This is a genomic window from Gemella sp. zg-570, assembly GCF_018866345.1.
GTDB lineage: Bacteria > Bacillota > Bacilli > Staphylococcales > Gemellaceae > Gemelliphila.
The window spans coordinates 658853-671647 of the sequence record NZ_CP076443.1 but is presented as its reverse complement, the minus strand read 5'-3'; the positions used below and the strand labels follow the sequence as shown (position 1 = coordinate 671647).

Annotated in this window: 10 protein-coding genes and 1 pseudogene; 1 reads left to right on the top strand and 10 read right to left on the bottom strand. The window is 26.7% G+C overall.

Annotated features, from left to right (window positions below):
* Positions 1-60: 60 nt before the first annotated feature.
* From rnjA to KMP11_RS03450, 5 genes and pseudogenes are all read right to left on the bottom strand, one after another.
* Entirely contained in the window at positions 61-1731 is a 1671-nt protein-coding gene (gene rnjA / locus KMP11_RS03470) for a ribonuclease J1 (RefSeq protein ID WP_215756516.1), read from the bottom strand.
* 67 nt (positions 1732-1798) lie between these two features.
* Positions 1799-1942: pseudogene (locus KMP11_RS03465) on the bottom strand (RNA polymerase epsilon subunit); the annotation flags it as partial.
* A 3-nt stretch (positions 1943-1945) separates the two neighbouring features.
* Positions 1946-3520 carry an aminotransferase class V-fold PLP-dependent enzyme gene (locus tag KMP11_RS03460; protein WP_216280118.1) on the bottom strand — a complete coding sequence of 525 codons (1575 nt, stop codon included), beginning with the start codon at positions 3518-3520 and terminating at the stop codon, positions 1946-1948.
* 119 nt (positions 3521-3639) lie between these two features.
* Positions 3640-4842, bottom strand: coding sequence for an NAD(P)/FAD-dependent oxidoreductase (locus KMP11_RS03455; RefSeq protein WP_215756514.1), 1203 nt, complete (start codon positions 4840-4842; stop codon positions 3640-3642).
* A gap of 58 nt (positions 4843-4900) precedes the next feature.
* A complete protein-coding gene (locus KMP11_RS03450; RefSeq protein ID WP_215756513.1) occupies positions 4901-5266 on the bottom strand; it encodes a HesB/IscA family protein in 366 nt (121 codons plus the stop codon).
* 116 nt (positions 5267-5382) lie between these two features.
* On the opposite strand from KMP11_RS03450, the gene KMP11_RS03445 reads away from it, so the two are divergent.
* A complete protein-coding gene (locus KMP11_RS03445; RefSeq protein WP_215756512.1) occupies positions 5383-5640 on the top strand; it encodes a NifU family protein in 258 nt (85 codons plus the stop codon).
* Positions 5641-5660: 20 nt separating this feature from the next.
* On the opposite strand, the gene KMP11_RS03440 is transcribed toward KMP11_RS03445, so the two are convergent.
* The 5 genes from KMP11_RS03440 to cydB all read right to left on the bottom strand — a co-directional run bounded on the left by KMP11_RS03440 (position 5661) and on the right by cydB (position 12795).
* Positions 5661-7361: a septation ring formation regulator EzrA gene (locus tag KMP11_RS03440; protein ID WP_216280117.1), complete on the bottom strand. Its 1701-nt coding sequence runs from the start codon at positions 7359-7361 to the stop codon at positions 5661-5663.
* A gap of 106 nt (positions 7362-7467) precedes the next feature.
* Complete coding sequence (gene truA / locus KMP11_RS03435; protein ID WP_216280116.1) at positions 7468-8241, bottom strand: tRNA pseudouridine(38-40) synthase TruA; 774 nt, start codon at positions 8239-8241, stop codon at positions 7468-7470.
* Between the two features lie 83 nt (positions 8242-8324).
* Positions 8325-10061, bottom strand: coding sequence for a thiol reductant ABC exporter subunit CydC (gene cydC, locus KMP11_RS03430; RefSeq protein WP_216280115.1), 1737 nt, complete (start codon positions 10059-10061; stop codon positions 8325-8327).
* A complete protein-coding gene (gene cydD / locus KMP11_RS03425; RefSeq protein WP_216280114.1) occupies positions 10048-11763 on the bottom strand; it encodes a thiol reductant ABC exporter subunit CydD in 1716 nt (571 codons plus the stop codon). Before cydD ends, cydC begins: the two co-directional genes overlap by 14 nt.
* 3 nt (positions 11764-11766) lie before the next feature.
* A complete protein-coding gene (cydB, locus tag KMP11_RS03420; protein ID WP_215756507.1) occupies positions 11767-12795 on the bottom strand; it encodes a cytochrome d ubiquinol oxidase subunit II in 1029 nt (342 codons plus the stop codon).

The window sequence follows — 12795 nt, the reverse complement described above, 5'->3', positions numbered from 1 at the left end:
CTTCTCCTATTAAGAATAAAAATATTTGCAACATGAAAAATCCACGCTGCAAATATCTTGTTATAATTCTATTATTGTAGGAATTATAACTGGTTTTCTTCCTGCTTCCTTATCGAAATACAGTGATAAATTTTCTATTATTGACTGCCTAATAGAGTAAATACTAGTAGTTTTTTTTCTAATAGAAAATAAAACAGCATTTTCTACAATTTCCTTAGCATTATTTATTATTTCTTTAGAGTCATTACCTTGTGTAAATCCTCTTGAGATTAAATCAGGTGTCCCTATTAATTTTTTATTATTTAAATCAATAACTACCGAAACAATTACTGTTCCATTTTCAGATAAGTCTTTTCTAGCCTTAATTACTACACTTCCTATATCTCCTATTCCCAAACCATCAACATAAACATCTGCTGCTTCAATCTTCCCAGTTACTCTTGCAGAATCTTTCGTTAAAGCTAGTATATCTCCATTTGCCATTATAAATGTATTTTCCTCTTTAACATCACATTCAATAGAAGTTTTAGCGTGCATAACCTGCATTCTATACTCTCCATGAATAGGCATGAAATACTTAGGTTTTATTAATCTAAACATTAATTTTTGTTCTTCTTTTGCTCCATGCCCAGAAGTATGAACATTATTAATACTAGATGTTATAACATTAGCACCTAATTTTGATAATAGGTCAATATTTTTGTTAATTGACACTGCATTCCCAGGAATGGCAGAACTAGCAAATACAATCGTATCTGTTGGCATTATAGTTATTTTTTTATGTGTTCCATTTGCAATTCTTGTTAAGGCGGCCAACTCTTCTCCTTGAGTTCCCGTACAAAGTATAAGTAGTTTATTAGGATCTACTTCTTTTAGGTGTTTAGAACTTATAAACGTATCTTTTGGGGCTTTTATATAACCTAACTCCGTTCCTATTTTTATTGCTTTTTCCATAGAACGTCCAAAAACCGCTATTTTCCTATTGTGTGCAATACAAGCCTCTACAACTTGTTTTACCCTAAACACATTAGAAGCAAAAGTTGCAAAAATAATTCTATGCTTAACTTTTCTTAAAATATTTGAAATAGTAATACCTACTTCTTTTTCACTCATAGTAAATTCATTTCTTTCAGAATTGGTCGAGTCAGAAAGTAAGCAAAGAACACCCTCTTCTCCTATTTTAGCCATTTTATATAAATTTGCTGGTTTTCCTACTGGTGTGAAATCAAATTTAAAATCTCCAGTATGAACAATTCTTCCTTGGGGTGTATTTACAATTATTCCAAAAGCATCTGGTATAGAATGAGTAGTATTGTAAAACTCTATTGATAAATGTTTAAAATTTAAAATTGTATCTTCATTTATTTCATGAAATTCTGCTCTCGAAAGTAAATTATGTTCCGCTAATTTTGATTTAATCAAACCCAGGGCAAGAGGACCTCCATATATCGGTAGACTTACACTCCTAAGTAAAAAAGGTATACCCCCAATATGGTCTTCATGACCATGAGTTATTATTAAGGCTTTTACTTTGTTAATATTTTTTTTGATGTATGTATAATCAGGTATTATATAGTCTATCCCCAACATATTATCTCCAGGAAATTTTACTCCTGCATCAATAATGATTATCTCATCACGATATTGTATGGCATAAGTATTTTTCCCTATTTCTCCCATACCACCTATAGCAGCTATCCCTACTTCGTGTTTTTCGATAAATCTATCCATTTACTTTCTCCAATTTAAAATTATCTGATTTTTTTTCAAATTCAAGATGTGCTGGACTAAGTTCTTGTACAAACTCAATATTAAAATTTCTATTTTCTAAAAATTTTAATACTTCTGGTATATTTTCAGCTTCCACATAAATTGTTTTTGTATTTTCTCTTACTGGTATTTCTTTTGCATTTTCTTGATAAAAAACTTTAAATACTTGCATAATTTATTCTCCTATCATTTCGTTTAATATATCTACTGTGTAGTCTATTTCTTCAAAATTTGTATATTTATTTATAAAAGAAAATTGTAATAAATTTTTTTCAACTAAATATTTACTATTATAATGTATAAAAATGTTATTAATAGCCAGAGAATCCCCAATATTTTTAGATGAAATATTATTAGGAATGATAACTGTTATAATTATAGGGGATTGCTCTGATTCTTTTACCTTCATTATTGATAAATTTATTTTTTCCAACTTATCTTTCATATACTTATATCTTTTTAAAATATCAAAATAAACATTATCATTTTTAAAATTATCCAAAGCCATATTAAGAGATTCCATTAATAATGATGGTTGGGTAAAGGGTATCGATAAATTTTTATTGGCATAACTTAAGTCAAGATATAAACTCTCTGAAGATAAATCCAACAATTCAGTATTATGACCTACTATTGCTAGTCCAGCAACAGAACATAAAGCCTTACCTGAAGAACAGGCAACATAATCCACATTACTATAATCATATTTTATTGCTCCTGCTGCAGAAATAGCATCAACAGCAATTACTAAATTATTTTCTCTAGCAATATCTGTTATTTCATGTAAATTATTTAATATTCCCACACTTGTTTCATGATGGACAAGATAGATATATTTATAGTTATTATTTTTAATTTCATTTAGTAAATAATCTAAGTCAAAACTTTCTCCAAAATCAACAGAATAAGTTTCAAAATATAAATCATGTCTTTTAGCCTGATTTATAAGCCTTTTCCCAAATTCTCCATTAGCAAGTATTATACCCTTGCCTAGTTTTCTCTCTGTTAATTGTGCAAATATTGATTCATTTGCCAAAGTTCCAGAACCGTGAAGTATTGTAACATTCTTTACTGACAATATTCTTTTTAATTTTTCTACTGTATTTTCAGCAAGATTCACAAATTCTTTACTTCTATGCGAATATAATTTTTTGTGAAGTTTTTCTAGCACTTCATTTGACAAATCTACTGGGCCTGGAAGATAGTTAATAGTCTTATAATTAGATAATTTTTTTAGAACTTTACTATCACTTTCTTTTAGATTTAAAAACATAGGTATATATTCTGCATCTTTAGTTCCTACATTATCATAAAATCTTTTAAAACCTATGTGGTTATATAATTTTTCTTGACGAATAGTTCCTGAAATGAATATTATGTCGTAAGAATTTTGAATAGTATAACTAAAAACTCTTTCTACAAGAGAAAAAAATACTTTTGTTTTTCTATATTCATTTTTAATAGATAATAATCTTATTTCTATTGGTTTATTAAAATCCCCCTTATAATGTTTTTCAATTCCATTAACTTTTTGATCTAAAGAAAAAGGACGCTTATCACACAAAGATATCATCCCAATAACTTCAGAACCTTTTTTTGCTATAATATATATGTTATTATCATGAAATTTATCAATTAATATTTCATCTTCATTTTTTTCATGCTGAGGTATTTCGTTTACAAAAGTTTCATAATTTAATTTAAATATTTGTTCATATTCTTCTTTTGTATTTGCAATTTTATATATCATCATATCACCAAATTATTTTATTATAAATTTTCCTAAATTCTATATTATCACAAACATATTATTTTTTCAATTAATGCACAAATTAAAAAGAGAGTTTAGAAATAAACTCTCTTTTTTGATTATAAAATTCTTTGACTTCTTATTGCTGTCTTTAAATTAGTACATTGATTTATAGATTTTGCTTCAATAAGTTTTTTAGTTTTTGAGGCAAGAAAGCCTTTATACTTAAATTTTCCAAAAACTGAAGCTATTGCATCTTTAGAACCCAGAGAGCAAACAACGCCACGATTAATATATTTGAAATTAGTTGAGCTTGTTCCCCTTAGTCTATTTAAGATATGATTAGATACATATTCACCCATTTGATTTGCTATTTGTGCTGTAGGTGGATAAGGTCTTGATTGTCCTTCTTCTATAAACGCTGCACAATCACCTACTATATAAACTTCTTCTAATCCTGGAACTGTTAGTTCTTGTGTTGTTACTAAGCGACCGTTTTTAGCTAATTCTGGGAAAGTTTCGTCCATAATTCTACTTCCCTTAACTCCAGCAGTCCATACTAGCGTAGAGGCCTTAAGTTCTTTTCTTTCTCCTTCAACTTCAATTATAAAGCTATCTGGTGTTGAACCCTTAATACCTGCTCCTAAAATAATTTCTACTCCTCTATCTTCCAAATATTTTCTAGCATAATCGCTATATTCTTTATCGAACATTGGAAGTAAAACAGGTGCTGCATCTAAACCATATATTTTTACTAATTTTTCATCAATTCCATATTTCTTACATAATACTTTTCTTCTATCTACTAGTTCTGCTAAAAATTCTATACCAGCAAGCCCAGTACCTCCAACAATTATAGAAATATCTTTTTCATCTTTTTCTGTTGACTCTGCATATTTTTTGAAATTTTCTTCTATTTTTTTAGAAATTTTTTCAGCAGCTTTAATATCTGTAATAGGCATAGAATTATCTAACATACCTTCTATGCCAAATGTGTTTGATTCAAATCCTAATCCCACAACTAAAATATCATAAGCTAACTCTTTAGTTTTTGTATGAACTAACTTTTTATCAGTATCAATTTTAACTACTTCATCTTGTAAAAAGTTTACACCAGTTTCTAAGATATCTTTTATCTCTATACATATTTCACTACTTGAAATGTTACCAGCAGAAACTTCATGTAAATTAACACTATCATAATGATATGAATTTTTATTTACTAAAGTAACTTTAGCCTCCCCACTTTTAATAACTTTTTTTAAACCTTTAAGAGTAGTTAGTCCTCCGTATCCTGCTCCTAAAATAACAATATTTTTCATTTTATTTTCTCCTTATATTAATTTTTTATATTTTATATTTTATATTTTATTTGTTTGTCTAATTTCCGAAACAACATCCACGACCACAGCAACCACCGTCATCACTCCCATCATATTGAATAAGATTAGGATTATCTATAATTATATTTTCTCCCTCATCGTCGATAATATAATCAATAACTGCCCCGCTTAATAATTCTTCATCATCTTCATTGATTAAAACTTTTAAGTCCTTATAATTATAAATTTTATCTCCTGACAGTTCAGTATCTACTGTATCAATATTATAATGCATTTGTGTACCATCAATTGCAACAGATAATTTTAGGTACAGATTTTCATCACCTGCATCTAAAAGCATTGTTTTAAATTTTTCTATGGCAACTTCTGTTATATGAACTAGATTTATTTTTTCTGAAACCATTAAATTTTTCCCTCTTTTTTCTTTATGCTATTATTATAACGCTTTTTATAGTAAAATGATAGTATAACGCTTAAAAAAAATTATAATTTTATAAAATTTTTGGAAAAGAGAATACTATGCTTAATAATGATTTAGAAATAATAAATAAAATAAAATTAGAAATTGAAAAATTAAAACCAAAATTAGAAAAAGATAATGGAAGCATCGAATTTTTAAATTTTAAAAATGGTACTGTTAAAGTTAGAATGCTAGGAGAATGTGCAAGTTGCCCAATAGCACATCTGACTATGGAACATGCTATCGAGGCAAGCTTGGTTAGAAAAATACCAGAGGTGAAAAAAGTTATTAATATTAATTTTCAAATCATAAAATAAAAAGTTGTAACTAATATTAGTTACAACTTTTTATTTTTAACGGTTTCTTTTATCCTTTCATAGGCTCCTAATTCTATTTTATCAAGAGAATTTTTTATAATGTCTAATGTTTTGTTATATCTATATTCTTTATAATATTGTTCTGCTATTGTTAATTGTTTATGTAATTCAATATTATCTTTTCTATATCTATTTGTATATCTTATTAGTTTTTCTACTAATTCTATATCTGTAAGAATATTATCAACTTCAGATTTATAAACATTCAATGATTCTTCAACTTCTTCAACTGCTTCTTTTACCAAATCTATGTTCATTGGTTCTTTTTTAAGTTCTTCAAGTGCATACTTATAACTATCCCTTACTTCTTTGTATAAAACAACAAATCTATCACTAAAACCTGGAACTCTAGAATTAGATAATTTACGTTTAACAACTTCTTTTTCTTGATTTATATAATTTAATTTTTCTCTAGCTGATAATTCTTCTTCTCTAAGACTTGTAAGATACCTAGAATAAGCTGTTTGTTCATCTTCTATTTTTTCTATTTCTTCTAATAGTGCATGAATTTTATTTTTTAAATCTTTATAATTTAATTTAGGCTGATTGCCGATATAAACATCTATCTCATATTTATCATCTATTATATTACTTATCGATTCAAAATTTCTAGCAATCATTTCTTCATCTTGTGAATAGATTTGATACCTATTTTTTATTTCTTGTATATTATTATATAGAGCCTCATTTAACTTATCCTGTACTTTTATTTTATTAGTAACATCAGAATAGTTTTCTTCTACATACTTTTTATATTCAAGTTCTTTTTTTAGATTATTAGAAACTTCTTCTATAATATCATATATACCATCTAGTATAGATTCTACCAAATCAATATTTCCAGATTTAATTTTTTCTCGAGCATCATTTAATTGCCAAACACAACTTTCAATCTTATTAGGAATTTCTAAATGCGATAATTTAAATCCTTTTTTTTCCATTTGCTCTACATTTAGTCTAAGAGTTTGTATTTGTGTAGGCGTTGTTTTCTCGATTTCTTTCAACACTTCTGGTAGAATAGTCATTTTTTCTTTTAAATTCAAGAGTTCATCATTAATAATATCAAGTTGTTCTTTTGCTTCTATGTATTTTCCACTTGCTGTTAAATTTTTAAATTCATCTAACTTAGGAGCTAAATTTTTAATCTCTTGTTCAAAATTATCAGCAGCACCTCCGTATTGGTGTCTTTTTGCCAACAATTCCCTATTCATTTCTTTATATTCTTGAACTATCTCTTCATATTTTTCTTTATTTTTAGGTTCTATTTCAGATAATTCTTTTATTTCTTTTCTTATAGTAGAGATTTTTTCTTTGATTTTAGATACCGATTCTCCACAGTTGAAAATTATTTCATCTGCTTTTTTAAAATTGAATTTATCTATATAACTATCTGCAAGATATAAATCTTTATCTAATTCATCTATATCAATACTTTGTATTTCATACCAAGAACTTTCCCAACCGTCATATAAAACTTGTGCTTTACCTGCCATATTAAGATTCTTTACTTCTCTTAACTCATCAGATAAAGTTTCTCTTTCTAAATTATCTTTAGTTTCAAACAAAGGTAACAAATCCTGCTTTTTTCTATTTTTTATTATAAATAAATAAGCAATTCCTACTATAATCGCTATGAAAATAATAGAATAAACATATACCATATTAAAACCTCCACTATTATTTTTTATAAATACATTATTAATGAAATTATAACACTTTTCTTAAATAAAAACAAAGTTTTTTAGTTATTTTTTTATATTTTTCATTTTAAACTAATGTATCTATAAATTTATTAATATTTTCATTATCATATTCCACTTTTTTTAAGAATAGTCCACTAGCTTCTGCTCTTTTCCCAGCTAAACTTCTATCTTTTGCTTTTAATATATCAACAATATATTCTTTAGGATATTTATTATTAGCTACATTAATTATAGTTCCTATTATTATCCTAACCATATTATATAAAAAACCATCTCCACTTATTTCAAAAATAACAATATCCCCTTCTTTTTTTATAGTAAAATTAGTTATTGTTCTTATTTTATTTTCTATACTACTATTTTTAGAACAAAAGGAAGTGAAGTCGTGAGTTCCCAAAAATAAATTTAAGCACTCTTCAGCTTTGTTATAATCAAAATTATATGGGAAATGTCCAACATAGTTAGCTAAAAAAGGGTCAACATTTTTAGAAATACATAGTCTGTATTCGTATGTTTTTGCAAGACTATTAAATCTAACATGAAAATTATCATCAACAATTTTAGCTCCTAATATTCTAACGTCTTTTGGCAAGTAAGCATTGACAGAATCAACCCACCCTGATTCATTTATATTTAAATAAGTGTCAAAATGTATAGGTTGAATATAGGCGTGAACACCACTATCTGTTCGACCGCTCATGTGAATTTTAACATCATTTCCTTTGTGAATTTTCTTTAAACTTTTTTCTATTACTTCCTGAACTGTTATATGATTTGGTTGAATTTGAAATCCAAAATAATTACTTCCGTCATATCTACAAAAAAGTAGAACTCTCATAAAAACCTCTTTATATTTATTTTATCACTTTAAAATAATAACATAAAAATAGCTAGAGTCAATAAATTGACTCTAGCCTTATATTAATATCCCATATCCATATCATATAAATTACGATACTTATCACTATTTTTATAGAGATAATCATGACTACCATCAAGTTCTATCTTTCCATCTTTTAAGAAAATTATTCTATCCATTTCTTCTATTGAATTTAGATGATGAGTAATCCATAAAATTGTTTTTTCTTTTGAATTTTCAAAAATAGTTTTTAATAATTCAGTTTCTGTTTTAGGATCCAGTCCAACGGTTGGCTCATCTAAAAATAAAACTTCATTTTCCTGTATCAAAGTTCTAGCGAATGCTATTCTTTGTCTTTCTCCACCAGAAAATCTTGAGCCAGTTTCATAAACACTTGTATTTATTTTTTCTGGCAAACTATAAATTAAATCTTTTATTTTTGATTTATCAAGACTTTCATCAATTTGTTTATTCAAAATTTCAGTATCAATATCAGAATTAAGAACTGCAAGTTCGATATTTTCTTTAATTGTCATATCAAACAAGTAAGGTTTTTGACTAAGCATGGATATTTTATTGCCAAGTAATTCTTCATTTGGTTTATTACCAAAAACTTTTATTTGACCTTCATAATTATTGTAAGTTCCTGTTAATAATTTTATTAATGTAGATTTTCCTACACCACTACGCCCTAATATAGCTACTTTTTCTCCTTTTTTTATATTAAGAGAAATATTATCCAAAACTTTTGAACTCTTATCGTAAGAAAAGCTTAAATTATCTATTTCTATAATATTTTCATAATCTACATCTTCAAAATTAATTTTATCACTATTTTCTTTTTCATTTTTATAAAAATCTTTTACCCTGTCGATAGATATTTGATATGCTGGAATTTGAGAAACGGCATCTCCTACCATTGTAACTACGGCTAAAACTGATAAACTAACCATACAAAAAGAAGCAATATAAACATTACTAATAACATCATTAATCATCATATTACGGCATGAATAAATCATAAATACTGCAATTAAAGCAGCAAAAAATTGAATAAATATTTCTCTAAAGTGAATAAATATTTTTATTTTATGTTCTTTCTTTAAGAGTAATTTTTCCTTGCTAGAATAATCTGAAATTAATTTATCAACTTTCCCCGCAGATACTAAATCCGTTATACCAAAAATAGCATTTGTAAAATCTCTATATAGGTCATGTTTAGATTTTTTCATTACATGTAGATTTTTTTTAGTAAATAGTAGTGATAAAAATGGTATAACAAAAATGATAAAAATTCCGAAAATAAGAGCTAGCATAGCATAATTAGCATCATATCCAAACATCATAGTAATAAATATAGTATATAATAGCAAAGAAATTATGCTAGGAAATATACTTTTTAAATAGATATTTTGCAAATGGTCGATATCTTCAGCAATTAATCCCAGTAAATCTCCTGATTTATATTCTTTTTTTAATTTTAATGACATGGGTTCTAAAATAGAATAAACCCTACTTCTCATTTTTTCTATAATTTTTAGTACTAAATTATGACTAAATAATCTTTGAACATAAGAAAATACTGATTGGGATAATGAAAAAGTTCTGGTTAAAACCGTAGGAACTTGTAACAATAAAATATTTCCTATCCTTAAAGATGATTTACTTATCAAGTAACCAGATACAAACATAAGGGCTACGCTTGAAACAGCAGAAATCAAACCAAGAAAAATTATTAAACTTATCTGCTTATTATTTCTTGAAATTTCACTTCTTACTATAGAATTATTTACTTTCATAAAAACCTCCTGTTAGAGATAGTTTTAATTCTTTATAATAACTAGAATTTTTATAATCATTAAGATTTATAATTTTTTTGATATTTCCTTTGTCAATATGTAAAGCATAGTCCATATTATTTAACCAGTGCAATCTATGAGTAGCAATAATAACTGTTCTTCCTTTAAATAATTCTAATAACTTTTCTTTTATTTCAAATTCAGTTTCAATATCTAAATGGCTAGTAGGTTCGTCTAATACTACCACTTCTCTATTACTTATTAATGCTCTTGCAATAGCTATACGTTGTGATTGACCACCACTCAGCTCAAGACCACCCTCACCTATATAAGTTTCCAATCCGTCTTCTAAATTTTCTATAAATTCTTGAAGACCAACTATATTACAAATTTCTAACAATTTATTTTCGCTAATTTTTTCTTTAGTATAGAATAATATATTATTTTTTATAGTGTCTGGAAAAATATAAGGGAACTGAGGGATATAAGAAATTTTATTTAACCAATTAGAATTTTTCAAATCAATATCTTTATCATTTAATAAGATATTTCCACTATTAAAACTAGATAAGCCCGATAATATTGAAATTAAAGAGGACTTTCCAGAACCACTATGCCCTATTAAACATAATTTATCCCCAGACTTAACAGTAAAATTCAAATTACTTAAAATTTTATTTTCTTCTTTTATTAAATCCACATTTTTAAATTCTATTTTATTAAATTTATCTATTTTTACATATTCTTTTTCCAATTGTTTTTTACTGTTTATAATTCTACATATTTCTTCATAGGCAATCTGACCATTTAAACTAGCATGATAATCAGTTGCTGCTTGCTTCATAGGCAAGAAAAATTCTGGTGCTATTAGTAAAACCGTTAAAGATGGCAATAGATAAGTTTCTCCGTCCAATAATAATATTCCTAATCTCACAGCTAAAAATGCTATTGCTAAAGTAGTTAAAATATCTAATGCAAAACTATTTAAAAAAGCATATTTTAAAGTATTCATAGTGCTTCTACGATATTCTCTATTTTTATTTTCCATGATTGGTAGGTATTTTTTAGAAATACCTAAAAATTTTAAAGATTCTATACCTCTTATAGTATCAATAAAATTGTTAGAAAGCATACGATATTTTTTATATTGGCGGTCTGCCATTTCTTTTGCAGTAACACCTAATAAAATCATAAAAATAACAATAACTGGAATAAAAGAAAATATCATAATAGCAGAAACCTTATCTGTATAAAAAATAAAAAATGATGTGAAAACTGGAATAATTACACTACGCATTTTTTTTGAAACATTAAGTTCAAAGAAATTTTTCACTTGACCTATACCTTCTATCAATAAAGTTACTAACTTACCTGTCCCTTGTTTACTAGAAAAATCAGTACCATTAACAAGATAAACATCTATTAATTCCCTACGCAATTTTTTTTCTAATTTTACCGATTCTAATTCTGTTACATACTGTTGCAAATGTAAAAATATAGTTTTAAATAAATATCCTAAAAAGAAAAATATTGAATTTTTAAAAATATTATAATCTCCATAAAATAGACTAACAATTACTTTAGCTAAAAAAGCAGTTTGCATAATTATACAAACTGCTTCTAAAATAGATAGTAATATTAATAAAATGTTCAAGTTTTTCTTTACAGGAAGTTTTATTTTTTTCTTCCTTGCTTCTTTCATTAATTAATACTCCAATTCATCTTCTTTTCTAAGTCGTTTTCTGAAAATAATGTACGACCACACTTGATAACCTAGGACAAAAGGTAACATAAAACATGCCACATAAGTCATAAGTTTTAAAGTGTAAATTCCACTTGCAGCGTCATATATAAATAATGATTTTGTAACATCTTCACTATTTATAATAGCTCTTGGGAACATTCCTGCGAAAACACTTAAAGTTAAAAAACCTAAAGTGCCTGAAGTAGATAAAAATGCTAGTAAGTCTTTATTACTTCTGTTAAGGAAAAATGATGCTACATAAAATACTACTGCAATTACTGCTAAAACAGCACCAACATAATAGTTATTAGTAAATATATCTGTCTTAATAAATGCCCAGCCAGCGAATACCAAAGTAACCACAGCAGATATAGGGAATAGTAAAGTTGAGATTTTTTGTGCTGATTTTCTCAAACCTCCCTCTGTTTTTAAAACAAGGAATTGAGAACCATGAACTAACATAAGTAAAAACATCATTAAACCACCCAATATTGTAAATGGTGATAACAATCCTAAAAAGCCGTCTAATAAGGCTTTATTTTCACTTAATCTAGCTCCAGTCATGAAATTAGCAACTGCTACCCCCCAAAGAATCGGTGGCAATGCACTACCAATAAGCATAGAAAAATCACAAAATCTAATCCATAATCTATTATCGCCTAATTTTCCTCTAAATTCAAATGATACGCCTCGCAAGATAAGTGCAACAAGCATTAAAACAAAAGCTATGTAATAACCACTAAATAATTTTCCATACCATATGGGGAAAGCAGCAAACATAGCACCTCCACCTGTCAACAACCAAACCTCGTTAGCATCCCAAAAAGGTCCTATTGTATTAAAGTATAATCTTTTTTCTAAATCATTACGACCTAATGCTTGAGATAGTACACCTACTCCGAAGTCATAACCTTCTAAAATAAAAAATCCTGTAAATAAAATAGTTATTAAAAGAAACCAAATATTAGGTAATACAACCGCTAAATCCAT

Excerpts from the sequence above, each read along its gene's own strand:
- KMP11_RS03445 (WP_215756512.1), top strand. The coding sequence starts at position 5,383 with ATGCTTAATAATGATTTAGAAATAATAAATAAAATAAAATTAGAAATT.
- KMP11_RS03460 (WP_216280118.1), bottom strand. The coding sequence starts at position 3,520 with ATGATATATAAAATTGCAAATACAAAAGAAGAATATGAACAAATATTT.
- cydB (WP_215756507.1), bottom strand. The coding sequence starts at position 12,795 with ATGGATTTAGCGGTTGTATTACCTAATATTTGGTTTCTTTTAATAACT.
- KMP11_RS03450 (WP_215756513.1), bottom strand. The coding sequence starts at position 5,266 with ATGGTTTCAGAAAAAATAAATCTAGTTCATATAACAGAAGTTGCCATA.
- cydC (WP_216280115.1), bottom strand. The coding sequence starts at position 10,061 with ATGAAAGTAAATAATTCTATAGTAAGAAGTGAAATTTCAAGAAATAAT.
- KMP11_RS03455 (WP_215756514.1), bottom strand. The coding sequence starts at position 4,842 with ATGAAAAATATTGTTATTTTAGGAGCAGGATACGGAGGACTAACTACT.
- truA (WP_216280116.1), bottom strand. The coding sequence starts at position 8,241 with ATGAGAGTTCTACTTTTTTGTAGATATGACGGAAGTAATTATTTTGGA.
- cydD (WP_216280114.1), bottom strand. The coding sequence starts at position 11,763 with ATGAAAGAAGCAAGGAAGAAAAAAATAAAACTTCCTGTAAAGAAAAAC.
- KMP11_RS03440 (WP_216280117.1), bottom strand. The coding sequence starts at position 7,361 with ATGGTATATGTTTATTCTATTATTTTCATAGCGATTATAGTAGGAATT.
- rnjA (WP_215756516.1), bottom strand. The coding sequence starts at position 1,731 with ATGGATAGATTTATCGAAAAACACGAAGTAGGGATAGCTGCTATAGGT.